Origin of the sequence: Serratia sp. T13T92 (assembly GCF_047530105.1) — a bacterium.
Taxonomy (GTDB): domain Bacteria; phylum Pseudomonadota; class Gammaproteobacteria; order Enterobacterales; family Enterobacteriaceae; genus Chania; species Chania fonticola.
The window spans coordinates 1-14,319 of the sequence record NZ_JBLJAK010000067.1 but is presented as its reverse complement, the minus strand read 5'-3'; the positions used below and the strand labels follow the sequence as shown (position 1 = coordinate 14,319).

11 protein-coding genes and 6 pseudogenes are annotated in these 14,319 nt (G+C 48.2%); 12 read left to right on the top strand and 5 right to left on the bottom strand.

What is annotated here, in order from left to right; translation table 11 throughout:
* The 4 genes and pseudogenes from ACMV5I_RS27920 to ACMV5I_RS27905 form a co-directional block, all read left to right on the top strand.
* A pseudogene (locus tag ACMV5I_RS27920) lies at positions 1-315 on the top strand (DDE-type integrase/transposase/recombinase); the annotation flags it as partial.
* A gap of 106 nt (positions 316-421) precedes the next feature.
* Positions 422-2,191 carry an EAL domain-containing protein gene (locus tag ACMV5I_RS27915; protein ID WP_414825790.1) on the top strand — a complete coding sequence of 590 codons (1,770 nt, stop codon included), beginning with the start codon at positions 422-424 and terminating at the stop codon, positions 2,189-2,191.
* A 342-nt stretch (positions 2,192-2,533) separates the two neighbouring features.
* Positions 2,534-2,740, top strand: a complete 207-nt coding sequence (locus ACMV5I_RS27910; RefSeq protein WP_414825789.1) for a transposase zinc-binding domain-containing protein — start codon at positions 2,534-2,536, stop codon at positions 2,738-2,740.
* Between the two features lie 36 nt (positions 2,741-2,776).
* A pseudogene (locus ACMV5I_RS27905) lies at positions 2,777-3,028 on the top strand (IS21 family transposase); the annotation flags it as partial.
* 73 nt (positions 3,029-3,101) lie between these two features.
* Here ACMV5I_RS27905 and ACMV5I_RS27900 read toward each other — a convergent pair.
* A pseudogene (locus tag ACMV5I_RS27900) lies at positions 3,102-3,275 on the bottom strand (transposase); the annotation flags it as partial.
* Positions 3,276-3,357: 82 nt separating this feature from the next.
* On the opposite strand from ACMV5I_RS27900, the pseudogene ACMV5I_RS27895 reads away from it, so the two are divergent.
* The 4 genes and pseudogenes from ACMV5I_RS27895 to ACMV5I_RS27880 all read left to right on the top strand — a co-directional run.
* Positions 3,358-3,597, top strand: a pseudogene (locus ACMV5I_RS27895) (DDE-type integrase/transposase/recombinase); the annotation flags it as partial.
* Between the two features lie 357 nt (positions 3,598-3,954).
* Complete coding sequence (locus tag ACMV5I_RS27890) at positions 3,955-4,875, top strand: GNAT family N-acetyltransferase (RefSeq protein WP_414825787.1); 921 nt, start codon at positions 3,955-3,957, stop codon at positions 4,873-4,875.
* A 939-nt stretch (positions 4,876-5,814) separates the two neighbouring features.
* Positions 5,815-6,306 carry a hypothetical protein gene (locus ACMV5I_RS27885; RefSeq protein ID WP_414825786.1) on the top strand — a complete coding sequence of 164 codons (492 nt, stop codon included), beginning with the start codon at positions 5,815-5,817 and terminating at the stop codon, positions 6,304-6,306.
* A 1,108-nt stretch (positions 6,307-7,414) separates the two neighbouring features.
* On the top strand, positions 7,415-7,696 hold the full coding sequence (locus tag ACMV5I_RS27880) for a transposase (RefSeq protein ID WP_414825785.1): 282 nt from the start codon (positions 7,415-7,417) through the stop codon (positions 7,694-7,696).
* On the opposite strand, the pseudogene ACMV5I_RS27875 reads toward ACMV5I_RS27880, so the two are convergent.
* Positions 7,696-8,386 (bottom strand): annotated as a pseudogene (locus tag ACMV5I_RS27875) (IS6 family transposase); the annotation flags it as partial. The gene ACMV5I_RS27880 and the pseudogene ACMV5I_RS27875 overlap by 1 nt on opposite strands.
* Positions 8,387-9,399: 1,013 nt before the next feature.
* Between ACMV5I_RS27875 and ACMV5I_RS27870 the strand changes: the two are divergent.
* On the top strand, positions 9,400-10,203 hold the full coding sequence (locus ACMV5I_RS27870) for a tyrosine-type recombinase/integrase (protein ID WP_414825788.1): 804 nt from the start codon (positions 9,400-9,402) through the stop codon (positions 10,201-10,203).
* Positions 10,204-10,512: 309 nt separating this feature from the next.
* Here the strand turns inward: ACMV5I_RS27870 and ACMV5I_RS27865 are convergent, their stop codons facing one another.
* The 3 genes from ACMV5I_RS27865 to ACMV5I_RS27855 form a co-directional block, all read right to left on the bottom strand.
* Positions 10,513-11,133, bottom strand: coding sequence for a DNA-binding protein (locus ACMV5I_RS27865; RefSeq protein ID WP_414825784.1), 621 nt, complete (start codon positions 11,131-11,133; stop codon positions 10,513-10,515).
* Between the two features lie 529 nt (positions 11,134-11,662).
* A complete protein-coding gene (locus ACMV5I_RS27860) occupies positions 11,663-12,046 on the bottom strand; it encodes a type II toxin-antitoxin system death-on-curing family toxin (protein WP_414825783.1) in 384 nt (127 codons plus the stop codon).
* Entirely contained in the window at positions 12,043-12,264 is a 222-nt protein-coding gene (locus ACMV5I_RS27855) for a type II toxin-antitoxin system Phd/YefM family antitoxin (protein ID WP_161739273.1), read from the bottom strand. Before ACMV5I_RS27855 ends, ACMV5I_RS27860 begins: the two co-directional genes overlap by 4 nt.
* A gap of 344 nt (positions 12,265-12,608) precedes the next feature.
* Here ACMV5I_RS27855 and ACMV5I_RS27850 point away from each other — a divergent pair, with 344 nt between their 5' ends.
* From ACMV5I_RS27850 to ACMV5I_RS27840, 3 genes and pseudogenes are all read left to right on the top strand, one after another.
* Positions 12,609-12,950, top strand: a complete 342-nt coding sequence (locus tag ACMV5I_RS27850) for a tyrosine-type recombinase/integrase (RefSeq protein ID WP_414825782.1) — start codon at positions 12,609-12,611, stop codon at positions 12,948-12,950.
* A 145-nt stretch (positions 12,951-13,095) separates the two neighbouring features.
* Positions 13,096-13,224, top strand: a pseudogene (locus ACMV5I_RS27845) (helix-turn-helix domain-containing protein); the annotation flags it as partial.
* 67 nt (positions 13,225-13,291) lie between these two features.
* Entirely contained in the window at positions 13,292-14,266 is a 975-nt protein-coding gene (locus tag ACMV5I_RS27840) for an IS5 family transposase (RefSeq protein ID WP_414825781.1), read from the top strand.
* The last annotated feature ends 53 nt before the right edge of the window (positions 14,267-14,319 follow it).

Genomic DNA, 14,319 nt, shown 5'->3' with positions numbered 1-14,319 from the left:
CACCATGAACCGGAGAAAGTGACCATTGATAAAAGTGGCGCTAACATGGCAACGCAGACCACACTCAACGCCAACAAACCAGAAGAAGGGGTCATTACTGTCAAGAAGAACAAGTATCTGAATAATGTGGTTGAACAAGATCATCGCTACATCAAACGAAGGATACGACCCATGCTAGAATTTAAATTGTTTCGGCGATCATAGACGATCTTGACCGGCATCGACCTGATCCACAAGATACGCAAAGGACAGCTTCATCACCATTTCGGCGAAGGGTTGATACCGGTGGAACAATTCTATTTGTTGGCTGCCTAAATAACCGGCAACGCAAATTTTGCCTGCTTTATGTCACTAACTCGAAAGAACCGGTATGACTACAGGCAAGGGAAAAGTAAAAGACTCATTAAACCGGAGTATTGCTATGTTGACTGACCTTAGCAGCGATGAAAGTAAAAATCGCGCAGCGATAAATCTGCTTAAGAGCCACGATGAGGTTCGGGATGAGGCGCTAAAAAAATACACACTTCTGGCCTGCCAGCTACTTAATGTGCCAATGTGCTTTGTTTCCGTTATGGATGGTGAAAAACAGTACATCAAATCTGCTAAGAATATCACGGTTACGGAAAAAAGCCTCGGCGAAGCGTTTTGCAAAAACGCTCTGGGAAAAGGCGAAACTTTTATTTGTCCTGATACTCAAGAGCACCCGGATTTCAGAGCTTATGAAGCCGTTTCAGAGGCCCCTTTTGTTCGTTTTTATGCGGGTTGTCCGCTCAAAACGCAGGAGGGTGTCGTCGTCGGTACGTTGTGTCTTTTGGATACTCAGCCGCGGACACTATCAGACGAGCAGATCAATATTTTTGAGCAGCTGGCTGAGCTGGTATCGGGATTTCTGGCGTCATGGCATGACGTCGGATATATCGATATTGTGACTCTGCTACCTAATCGACAACGGATGCTCAAAGATATCGCTGTTTCAAAAGAGAGCACGTTTAAACTTGTCATCATTGACTGTATCGATATGCCATTTGCGTATGAAATCGCCCGCTCACTGGGCATGACCGCTGTGGAAAATTTATTGCGCGACATGGCGGTGCAGCTTCAGGGCCGGTTGCAATTGATCGGACAGCTCTATGCCGTCGCGGTGGGACGGTTTGCTTATTTCACCCACGCAAAGGAGAATTCGGCACTCGAGGATATAGCCCTGTGTCTGAAGGGAATACAGGCCAGAATAAACCCTGATGTGACTCTGGATTTGGATATTCATATTGGCAATTCAGGGGATTGTGATAACTCAATGACGCCGGTTGAAATCCTGCGCCGTGCAGTAAGCGCATTACACGAGGCGATAAGTCACGACCACCAGTTTATGACCTATGATAAGGCGCTAGATAACAGTAAAAAAAATGACTTTAGCTTGCTCACCAGCCTGAGAGAGGCACTCCACGAAGACCGCGGATTATATCTGGTCTATCAGCCGAAGATTTCGCTGGTGACAGGTCAGGTCACGGGCGTCGAAGCACTTCTGCGCTGGAAGCATTCAGAGCATGGTGAAGTTTTACCCGAGCTATTTATCCCGCTGGTAGAAAGAACCAGCCTGATGCGGGAGCTCACGGAATGGGTGATAGATCATGCTATCACGCAGTTAAGCCAATGGCGTGATCGGGGAATCTCTCTATCCATCTCTATTAATCTGGCCGCCAGCGATTTTTCACGGCGCGATTTTGCTGACGGACTTGAACAGAAAATACGAAGCGCCGGGCTCGCTCCCGATTTACTCGGTGTGGAATGTTTAGAAACGGAGAAGATGCTGGAAAGCCCAGCTGCTATCAACGGGCTGGAGATACTAAGGTCGCGAGGATTTAAGATATCACTGGATGATTTCGGTTCGGGCTACAGTAATATCAACTATTTGCTTCAGATTCCCATTGATATCATTAAACTCGACCGCTCCATCGTCAGTAAGATTGGCAGCGACAAAGCCAGCCACATTATTGCCCGTAACGTTATCAGACTGCTTAAACAACTCGATTATGTCGTGCTAGCTGAAGGTGTGGAAAATGACCATACAGTAAAAATATTGCGTGAGATGGGTTGTGACGAAGTGCAGGGTTATGTTTTTTCAAGGCCGCTTAAGCCTGGGGATTTGGAAGTCTGGTATCAGGATAGAAATGAAAGTCGCACCGAACACTAGGCTGCAACTCTGGATCTGCCGCATTAGCGTAGAGAAGTTAGCAAAAGTGACTCTGCCGGTTATTTAGGTAGCCAATAGATAAAATTGCTCCTCAGATGAGAACGTAGCGTACCTTCGGTACGAGCACGCCAGCGTTGCTGCCTCAACCGTCTTTAAGACCCAGCCTCACATCAACGTTGGTGCAGGCTGACGCCCCCCGCACTAATACCCGCATAAAAAAGAACACGTCTGCAACGTGATCACATTGACGCCGAAGCTCTTTTCTCATTCCTTGTCCCCTCTATGTATACTCCGCAACCCACAAAGCTGCTGTTCCAGCATGACGACGGCTAGTGCCAGTACCTGGACAAATACGGGGATCCCCTCAGCGGCTGGACCAAACTCACCGTCGAGCGCATACTCGCCTGCGGCACCTGCCTCATGAGCGTTCACCGTTACTGTTGCACCTTATCGGACTGTACCCGTGCCCGCTTCTTCTGCCACATCTGCGAGTCCAAAGCCTACAGCCGCTGTGGCCTCAAGGCCTCCGAACAGTGGATTGCCGAATAGCAGCACATCCTGCCCGGCTGCGATATGGCAACATATGCTGAACACACCTATGAGTCGCTTGTTCGCGCCTTCCGCTACTTCAGCTGTAGTGTTAAAACTGTGCTGGTTGATAACCAGAAGGCAGTAGTGCTGAAAAATAACAACGGAAAAGTGGTGTTCAACTCCGGGTTCCTCTTGCTGGCCGATCACTATGACTTCCTGTCACGGGCCTAACGCCCGCGCAGGGCCACAACCAAAGGTAAGGTTGCGCGGATAGTGAAATATCTGAAGGATAACTTCTTCGTCCGGTAGATACTTATACTTTGGCACTGCTCTGGCATAACTATTCCAGCCATCGCTGGTTATCATGCAGATATTAGAAGGTAGAAATAGCGAGCTCAGAATAACGTTGAGGACGACCCCGTGAAGACGTGTTGGGCTTGTCATACCAGGCCTGAATGGCCGACTCATCAAGCCAGAAAGTCAGTGAGCCCCGATGGATGAGTGCCTTGTTGTAGGTAGCCCAGTTGGTGATTTTGAACTTTTGTTTTGCCACGTGATATCGCTGCAGGATCAGGAGTGTGGTGATCTGATCCTGACTACGGCCAAAAGTTCGATTTATTCAACAAAGCCCCGATAAACCATACGAAGAAGCGATTATCGTCAGACAAAACAAGTATCTGAATAATCTGGTTGAACAAGATCACCGCAACATCAAACGCCGGACACGATCCATGCTGGGATTCAAATCCTTTCGACGGGCACAGACGATCCTGGCCGGTATCGAACTGCTCAACATGATACGAAAAGGGTAATATCAACCCCCAAAAAGTGGAGGACTGTCACCCGCGGAACAATTCTATTTTCTGGCTGCCTAAATAACCAACAACGCAACTTTGGCCAACTTCATGTCACTAATGCGACAGAGCCTAAATGTCAGCACCTGAAAAGTGATGAATTGTCACCTGCAGTCGATAAAATCAAATACAACACCACATGGCGCAGTCGTGCTGACTTTCTCACAACAGAAAATGACTCAGTATAGAGGTTGCATAAAAAACAAACATAACAACAGTTGTAACGGCAACGGTCCTGCGAAGAGCCTTATCATTACATTTTTTTCTCATAATGAATAACCTGCTTGCGAATGAGTACCCATGATACACAAACTACTTAACAGTGTTAAGTAGTTTGTGTATCATGGGTACCATAGATACTAGATGCAGGCCATATTTATGAAGAAAAATGAAGTACGCCAGTTCCGTACAGCACTGCGGGAGATGGTCAGAGAGCTTGGGATGCTCAGCCGTAAAAGCAGCGGAACCATGTTATCACCCCTTCAGAGTCATATATTGATTGAACTTAATAGCAAGCCTTCAGGAGCAACAGAACTGGCGGCTAAGCTATGTGTTGATAAGGCGAGTATGAGTCGCACTCTTCGCTCTCTAATTGAGATGGGATATCTGACAAAGAAGCATGACGATCAGGATGGTAGAGCATCAACACTTATGTTAAGCGATTCAGGAAAACAGCTACTTTACACTCTTGAGGGAAATGCCGACAAATTTATTGAGGAAGCTCTGTTTTCATCCTCAGATGAAGAAATACAGGAGTTCCTTGAAGTCATAACGCGTTTCTCTTGCAGTTTGCGTAACGCCCGCTGGCAGAGAGAGGTAGGAGTGATCTTTCGACCAATTGAAGCAAGAGATAATGCAGTTATTGCAGAAATCATACGAAATAGTTTTCGAGAGAACAAAATCGACCATCTGGAGGGGGTTAGCCTCAATGACCCTGTACTTGAAAATTTAAGTGAGGCCTACAATCATCCTAGAACCGGGTACTGGGTTGCTGAGGCCAATGGAAAAGTAGTCGGGGGAGCGGGACTTGCCCCACTATATGGCGAAGAAGGTATTTGTGAAATGCAAAAATTTTTTTTCAGCAGTCATGTTAAAGGGATGGGAATAGGAAGACGCATGATTGCCTTCATTATTGCTCAGGCTACCGCCTTGAAATATGAATTCTGCTATCTTGAAACGCTCGAAGAACTAAAAAATGCAGTTCGTCTGTATGAGATTTTCGGATTTCGTCACATATCTGAAAGACTCGGAAATACAGGTCACCATGACTGCAGTATCTATATGATTAGAAGCTTGTAACATAACTGGTTAGTGTCGAGATTGTTAAAAATTGGTTGATCCACCCCATCGGTTTACAATAGTTTCGATATGAGGTGGGGGGTACTATTATAGGAGGGAAATATGAAGGTGGTTTGCTTTTTTATCTTATTACTTTTAACCATGTTACTTATTTCATTTTTAAATTTGGCGTATTCTGTCATGCTTGTCTATCCTATGGAACTTTCTGGGGATATGGACGTAATGTCTCAGCTAAAAGACATCTATCAGAATGATGTAAAAGTAGAGTTTAAAAGGATGATTAATCTAGAGGCTAAATAGGAACAGGGGATGGATATTGATGCTGATAATTAAAAAACTTTTTTAAATTAAAAAGTAATTTCCACATAGCGAAAGACTAGTGAGAGTGGTTTATTTTATTTATCTCTCAAGAAGAGGCTACCATAGAAGGTCATTTTATTTTTATATTTCTTATGAAAGGGTGGGGTAAAAATATATATTATAACAAATTTTATTGTCGATTTAATATTCTCAATTCCGTGACGGTATAGGAAGATAATTATTCTATATGGAGAGTGGAAATCACGAATTCATAAGGCATTCTGAGATAGGTGGTATTTCCTAAAGTGTAGGTGTTTCACTTTTTCACTGGCGACTATTACACTTATAACACCCTCTTTCAACCTTGCTGAGAAAAGTGCAGAGAGATACACAGAGAATTGAAGTGATTTAATTTAAAAAATTAGAGTTAGTCTACACTATAGTTTCCGGTGGCACATCTGTTATACGTTCCAGATGCGGTATGGCGTACCTAACTGTGTCATTTGCTTTGATGATTTGTAGTGGCAAACCGAATAAGTCATCTAATCGAAGCATGGTATGCTCGCCTCACTAATACGATAGGTGACACAATGAGTAAAATACAAGGACAATACTTTTTTAAAACATGAGGATGCAATTATGAATGTAGTAATTTATCCAAAAAGGGATATTTATTTTTTTGAAGGTATTAAACACATATTTAGAGGGGGGGAACTAAACTGTGAATTACAAGTGCTGAATGTTTCTAAGTGGTCTCTGAGAGAAATTATTTCTTCAGGATGGTTGGAGAAAAATCTGATGAGTCCTTCTTTAATAATTACAGAACCATTGCTTACTCCAGTCGCCAATTATTTTTACTTCTTTCTAAGAAATGCTATTGTTCTAGATAGTAGAAAGATATTAATTTCAGACTTATATTCAATTAAAGACTGGGGTTACTTATTATCAAGCAAACAGATCTCTCGGTTGACCCCAACAGAATACAGGACGCTCAAATGCCTTTTTAAGTCTATGTCTGTAGATGAAGAAGCGTACTATTATAATGTTTCTAAGAAAGCCATTTATGCTGTGCGGTCAAGTGTCGCTTTAAAATTAGGTGTTAGAAAACTTAATGAAATACTAAAATGGTAAATCTGATGAAACCTCTTACTAAGTTATAATATCTATTTTAAGGTTGGCTAATGGCTAATGGCTAATGGCTAATGGCTAATGGCTAATGGCTAATGGCTAATGGCTAATATTATCGTTAATAACTAGGAGGTTTTATATCTTTTCCATAAATATCCTTGCGGGTTATAGTGCTACAATTTTTAAGTCCTCGCAGGGCAAGATGTTAGTACTATTACCTCAGCTAAGTTGTAATACACTTAGCTGAGGTGTGTTGCACCACATGTCAATGAATGGTAAGGATAGCGATATTAGACACTTTTATTTATTTTATGGACATAAAATGTTGATAAGGTTTTTATTATATCTGGAAACGCATGGTTGATGATAAAAAATAAATTTAAAATTTCATATCGTTCTCTTTTTTAATTGTTGGTGATTCTTTAAGTATTGGTGACATGAAATTGGAGAAATTTTCGTTGTCGATTATTTAGGTGGGAAGTAGTTAGCTGACAACATCTTAATGTTACAGATCAGACATTGCCTGGAATGAGAGGGGATACTGAATTTAGAGTTCTATCCTTTATTTTTTTGATAATTGAAAGGAAACCAATGAAATCATTAACGTCAAAGCAGAAGGAAGCACTAAAATTACAGCAAAGTCTTTTGAGGGTATTACTTACACAATCTCCTAAACCACGCAAGGTTACAGAGTTGCCACCACAGCATCTGTGGCTGTCGACTCGACAACTGGCGAATGCCGTCAATACCAATATTTATAGAACTCGAAGGCTTCTATTGGAGTTGGTCGCCGTTCAAAAAGTGATCGTAACGGACGAAATCATAAATAACTCACTGAGATGGTATCCATCTATATAGCTGCGCCTAATACAGCTACACTTTTGTCAGAGCATGGTTACTGCCTGGGAATGTTCTGGGCATTTCCATGGTTCTGTCGCATTAACGGCAGTGGGCTGGCGAAAGTGCATTTTTTAGACAGTCAGCAGGTAAAACTGGTCTGTTGGCGACAGACCGTCCCCGCCCTGAAGTTCAAATTGTCCCTTGTGTGTAATGGTCTAATGATCCCGGACACTTTGTTAGAGATATAATAAGCAGCACTAACGAGGTGAGAATGCGCAGAAAAACGTTTACCCATGAGTTCAAACAGGAATGTGTCAATCTGGTCCTTCAGCACAACTACCCGGTGACACAAGCTGCTGAAACAATGAATATTGGTCTTTCCACATTGCAGCGCTGGCTACGCCAGTATCGCGGAGAAGTACGGGGCGAGACGCCAGCAGCCAGTGCCATTACACCTGAACAACGGCGAATACAGGAACTTGAAAATCAGGTACGTCGGCTCTGTCGCATTAGTGACATGAAGTTGGCAAAAGTAACACGGCCAATTTTTTAGGAGGCCAACAGATAAAATTTTTCCAAGGGTGTCACCCTTCACCTTGCGGATGTTGATATTGCCCTTTCGTATCATGTGGAGCAGTTCGATACCGGCTAGAATTGTCTGCGCCCGACGAAAGGATTTGAATCCCAGCATGGGTCGTGTCCGGCGTTTGATATTACGGTGATCTTGTTCAACCAGATTATTCAGATGATTGCTATGCCTGATGGTAATGGTTTCCTCTTCGGGTTTGTTGGCATTGAGCGTGGCCAGAGCCGCAGTATTGGCACGGCTTTTATCGATCGTCACCACGTCAGGTTCTCCGAGGTGGCAGATGATCTTGCGAAAGAAGCGTAATGCCGCTGCAGTATCCCGTTTGGCGGTGAGCAAAAAGTCGATGGTTTGGCCGGCAGTATCGACGGCCCAGTATAGGTATTTCCATTGTCCTCTGACTTTGATGTAGGTTTCGTCCATGCGCCAGCGGCGGCGCACGGCGCGTTTATGCCCGCGTAACGTCTTATCCTGCATCGGCACCAGGCGGATAATCCAACGATGGGGCGTGGAATGGTCAACGACAATACCGCGTTCTGCCATCATCTCTTCCACATTGCGTAGGCTGAGTGAGTAGGCCAAATACCAGCGTACACATTGAGCGATAATATCGACGGGATAATGAAGCCGCCTGAAGGCGTTTCGGCTCAAAGACATGGTCAGGTAACATCATAAAAAGACAGCATGTTACCCGACACAATCTTAATGCGACAGAGCCCCATTCCTGCCCCAACTAAATCCGGCCATGTTATTACCTTAATATTATATTCAACATACTGTTGAGTGTGATTAGTTTGTTTTTTTCTATCGTCTTTATATAATCGAGAGCATTACTCAGTAGACATAATTAATTTCACTTTATGTCTGCTTTAGATAATACGCGTTATACCTCGGTAGATATATGTGATCCGATTGTGTGGTTAACGGCACACAATTTAAATAAAAAACTGTATAGTAAATAATGGGCTTTAATGAAACTGCGATAGAGATGAATCCATCGTGGATGATGGTAAAGGCGAGGGTGTGCTAGCCCTTTGGTGGGGCGAACCTTTTCTCATCACCACGGGATCGGGCTTTCCGGTTTGTGCTTTTCCCGGAAAAGGTCGCCAAGGGTTAATCTTGGCGGGTTGGTCGGAGGAACTGGCCTGGCGGGATCCGTCTTCCCTATGGGGCGTTCCCCCTTTCCGTTCTCTGCTATTTTCGGAAGCGGATCCTTTAGGGGCATTTTCGGGGCAGTTATCCCGTATGTTGTACCCATCATGCAGAGATACCACAACATACAGCGAAAAAGGATCCTTTTTGGATCCCCGCCGATCCTGTTAAGCCGTCTTTTTGCTTCCTGTTTATGGTATATTTCCAGAAGTCGGAAGTGCGGAGGCAGCGATGACCGATCGCGAAAACGAATTATTGCCCGTGCGTCGGCGCGGCGGTTTGGCGATACTGATGAGGCGTTGCCGTGCATTGACGACGAAAACATCCGTTTTTGCCCGATTTTGAAAGAAATTGCGCTACGTGAAATCTGAACGTCGACGTGGGGCGTAGACGCCAATTTTTTACGTAGCGCAACCTCAATCCTTTGACCGTTTGTTACCTAGCCTTCCGGCCTCGGCAGATCCTGTGACAGGGGGGAAGGTCCTTGGTAGACAGAGCAATAGCAACAGGAGCAGATGATGACCTATGATCCGGCACTGGCCATGGTGGTGACCCCCGCCGGTGAAACCACCCCGATGTTGGCACCGCAAGATTATCAACGTGCGCTGTCGCTGCGCCAGATGGCCATGACCTATGATGATCTACCCCGGTATCTGCTGGCGCCGGAAGTGGCCGCCCTCCTTCACTTCTTACCGGACTGGACACAGCATGCGCTGATCAACCTGCTGTGGAATACCGGTGCCCGGATCAATGAAGCGCTGGCGCTGAGGCGGCGGGATTTTCGGCTCAATGTGGCGATGCCGCACGTGGTCTTGCGTACCGCCAAACAACGGCGTACCGGTCGAGGCAGGCCAACGAAAGGCAAGTCGGCGAACCGTACGGTGCCTTTGACCGATCCGCAATGTGTGGACGAGCTGCGCCGGCTGTTTGCCAGCACCAAGGAATTGTTTGAAATCGATACCGAGACCGGTGAACGTTCTCCCCTGCCCGTCTGGCAGATCAGCGATCGGGGTGTACGCAATTGGTTGACGAAAGCGGAACACCTGGCGAGGCGTGAGGGGATCCGGTTGAGTGTGCCAGTTACGCCGCATGTGTTTCGGCACAGCTACGCCATGCACATGTTGTACCAGGGAACACCACTAAAAGCGGTACAGGGGTTATTGGGGCACGAGAAAGCGGAGAGTACCGAGGTCTATACGCGGGTGTTTGCACTGGATATTGTGGCCAGCCGCCAGGTGCAGTTTACGCTGCCATCACAGGAGGCGCTTGCCATGTTACGGGGGGCTCCTCATCACTACGGTGTGGTAGACAAGGGACAATGAGGTGTGAAGGATTAAGCGTATCCGGAATAGGCGTTCACGCAAAACCAGAAAAAGCATTCATGTTCCGTCGGAATGCGTGTTCATGATCGGCCAGGATCTGCAAGGTGGATACACGGGCGTAGAGCGAGCTACGATAGCTGAAGAACGTCACTTTCTCTCAGGGTCTTAGCTCCCGCCGCAGGCGGGCTACTGCCCGGAAATGCGTTGACGCCAGGGTTACAGCGATGGAGATCGCCGCATTCATCAGCACTGTCGCGTGCCCGTCCCAGTGCTATCCGAAATGCTTCCACGCAGGCCGGATTTCTATCTTCATCCCTTTCCCTTCCCGCCAGCAAACTCTTGCCGGGCCAGGACCAGCAGTTCGCCCTGCAAGTTACGGTTTTCATCCCTGGCGCCCTTCAGCTCCGCCTTCGTCTCTTTCAACTGCGTCGTCAGGTGTTCGCCGGTGGCGGTCAGGCGGGCCACCTGCTCGCGTAGCGGCAGCGCTTCGGCCCGCAGCTCACGGACTTCTGCCAGCAGACGGTCACGCTCGGTGACCACCTCACGCAGCACTGCCAGTTCGCTCTCCAGTGTTGCCACCTGCGCCAGGGCGGCGTCGCGCTCCTGGTCAGCCTGGGCGATATCCGCATCGGCCTGCTCACGCGCCGCCAGGGTGTCCGCATTCGCCTGTTTGCAGGCCGCCTGCCATAGCAGTCCCAACTGGCCAGTGAGCAACTGCAGCAGTTCTGGCGGCAGCGCCAGGGTCTGTTCGCTGGCCAGCTCCCGCTGCCGGGCGCGGAACGCGCGCATCACCGGGGAGATGTGGGACAAAGAGCCGCCACCGAGGTGCTGGCGTACTTGCTCGTTGGTCGGGTTCGAGGTGCCGGCGGCGATGAGGGCGGCGGCGGCGTCCTCGATGCGGCGTACGGTGTCGTGGGGAAGGCTGCTCACGATGTCATCTCCAGGATGAGGGGGTAATGGCGACAGTGTAATCGTTGCGTAGAATAAATACAATACATAAAATACAAATAATACATACAGTACATATAATACATTTAGTACATACAATACAGTCTATGTATGTACTATGGGTATTACATACAGACTGTACGACTTTTCTCCGTCAGATCCGTTTTCGGGTAAAGTAGTAAACACCGGTATATCAATAATGCCAATCTGCCCGGCGCCCAGGTTGGGCATTTTTTTCGATAGGGTCGTTTTGTCCAGGTGCGTGGGGTGGCCACTTGCATAGAACGAGGCAGGGGCGAAGAAAACGGCCAGCCCGACATACTACATGTTGTGCGCCAGTCAGCCGCGATCGATACCTGATGTTGATTTTGACTGATGGCCAAGAGTCGGGCCTGGGCGACTGGACAGAATGACTTGAACGTCCACTGTGCTATGGGGGTTAAGAAAAGGGGATAAAATACAGATTGTGGTGGCGCTGTTCGTCGCGGAACGCTTCATCTTGGCGGGTAATTTAAAGGATGATTGCCTTTAGATGGTCGGAAACCCTCTTCCAGGTATATTCACCCGTTGCAGCGTTGACCGCGATGATTTGCATTTCATCAAACGAAATCCGTGAACTCATGATCTGTACACCATTGCGCTTCAAAAAAACTTGAGCGACAAGCAGCGCCGTTCGTTTGTTCGCGTCGTTGAAGATGTGACCACGTGCGATGGCGACCAGATACACGGCGGCCAGATCGTAAATGTCCGTTACACCGTCGTCATGATGCATGTTTAACACGCGGTGAATGAGGGCATCGGCGCGGCCAGGTTCGGCCATGCCTGGAATGCCACCATCACGCGAGATTAAGCGATCATGAAACTCGATCACTTCCTGTGAACTGACTAATCTCATCGTTTTGAAAGTTCCGTGTACGCCGTGCCGTGAGTCTGCATGATCTCGGCAAATTCAGCATCGAGCGCTGCTTTGCGATAACGCTCAAATTCGGCTTTGCTCACAACCACGGCTGATTCACCATTTCGCCGAGTGACTTCAACGGGTTCGCCAGTCGCCGCCATATCAAGAATTGCCGCCAGATTTTCTCGGGCATTGCTGTATGTATAACTGTTCATAAAACCTCCTTTTACTTGTTCATGTTTATTGTACAATTAACATGGGAAAATGCAAGGATGTACAGAATGCCCGGATTGGCTAAGTAACTGCTCATGGCAATAATCCATGTATCGCAACAATACTCTTTCATTGGTGCCATTATGGCATTAATCCTGCTTTTCTTTCCCTGAGATCCGAAGACCCCCAAACAACAACGCGGTGGCCCCGGCCGTCCTACCACGGGGAAATCGCCAATCGGCTGGTACCGCTGACCTATCCGCACGTTGTCGACGAGCTGCGTCGGCTGTTCGCCAGTACCAAAGAACAGTTTGAGATTGATGCACAAACGGGTGAACGTACCCCCTTGCCGATTAGGCAAGCGACCGATCGTACGGTGCGCAACTGGCTCACGAAAGCCGAGCGCCAGGCCATCAGCGAAGGGATACGTTTTAGCGTGCCGGTGATGCCGCATGTTTTTCGACACAGCTACGCGATGCATATGCGCTATCAGGGCACGCCGCTGAAGGTGTTACAGGGGCTGATGGGCCACGAAAAAGGGGAAAGCACGGAAGTGTATACCCGGGTGTTTGCGCTTGATATCGTGGCCAACCGCCAGGTACCGTTCACTCTGTTGACACAAGATGCGATCGACATGATCCGCACTATTCACGGGCAAGGGAACGTATTGAAGAGCGAAAGTGAGTGAGCCGGTCATCGTGACCGGCTCTTTTCCCTGATATTGGTCTTGGTGTTATATAACGCTGACATAGCATTAGTGTTTAGTAACTCTAAACACAATCGATGTTAAGTGATGCTAAACATGTCGTCAATATATTCTTTGACGGCAAATCATGATCCCCTTACGATTAAAAACCGCTCGCCGGCAGGCAGGATTAACCCAGGAGAAACTGGGTGTACTGGCGGGTATCGATGAGTCCACCGCCCGATCACGGATCTCACAGTATGAGAACGGCATCTACACGGCGTTGGTGCACGGATGGCTAAACGGGTATCATCAATGCCTGCCCATTCTGACATGTGTTAACGATGCCGCATAAACACAACGCCAAAAAACGTCACCACATTCCCAAAGCAAAATACACCCTCACTAACTGGCCACAATACGAAGCCGGCCTGAAGCAACGCGGCAGCCTGACTCTTTGGATAACACCCGAAGCTATTGCACAATGGAAGGCCGCCGCCCGCACCACGCCTGGGGGCCAGGCTCGCTACTCTGACCTCGCCATCCAGACCTGCCTGATACTGCGTACCGCCTTCCGGATACCCCTGCGCCAGGCTGAAGGCCTGATGGCGTCGGTCTTCAGCATGATGCATTTATCCCTTGCCGTGCCTGACCACTCCACCGTCAGCCGACGCGCTGCAGTATTGCCGCCAGTGCCCCGCATTCCTGCTGAGGGTGAGGTCCATGTCCTTATCGACAGCACCGGACTTAAGGTTTACGGGGCCGGCCAGTGGCTGGAAGAAAAGCACGGTACCCGAGCCCGCCGTGACTGGCGCAAACTCCATTTGGCCGTCGATGCAGACAATTTCAGCATCGTGGCACATACCCTGACCGACTCACAGACTGATGACCCGTCGCAGGTGGGGCCGTTACTCAGTCAGACTGATGGCGCTATCACGCAGGTCACGGCTGACGGGGCTTATGATGGTCACCCCACGTACAACACTATCGCCGGACAGGGTGAGGGCATTATTGTCGCCATTCCTCCCCGTGTGACGGCGGTACCGGAAGAAACCACGGGACCACCGAGTCAGCGGGACCGGCACCTGGTCATGATACAGGAAAAGGGGCGGTTGGCATGGCAGAAGGCCGTGGGATATGGCAAGCGGGCGTTAGTGGAAACCATGATGGCCTGCTGGAAAGTGCTCATCGGTATCCGCTTGCGCGCCCGGAATTTTGCGTCCCAGAAGACGGAGGTGGCCATCGGGGTGGCGGTACTGAATCGCCTGCTGTCAGTGGCACGGCCTCATTCTGTCCGTAAACAGGTGAATACCGCCTGAATTACAGTGGGTAAGGGGAAGCTGTAACCTGACCCTATCCGTGCACCAACGCC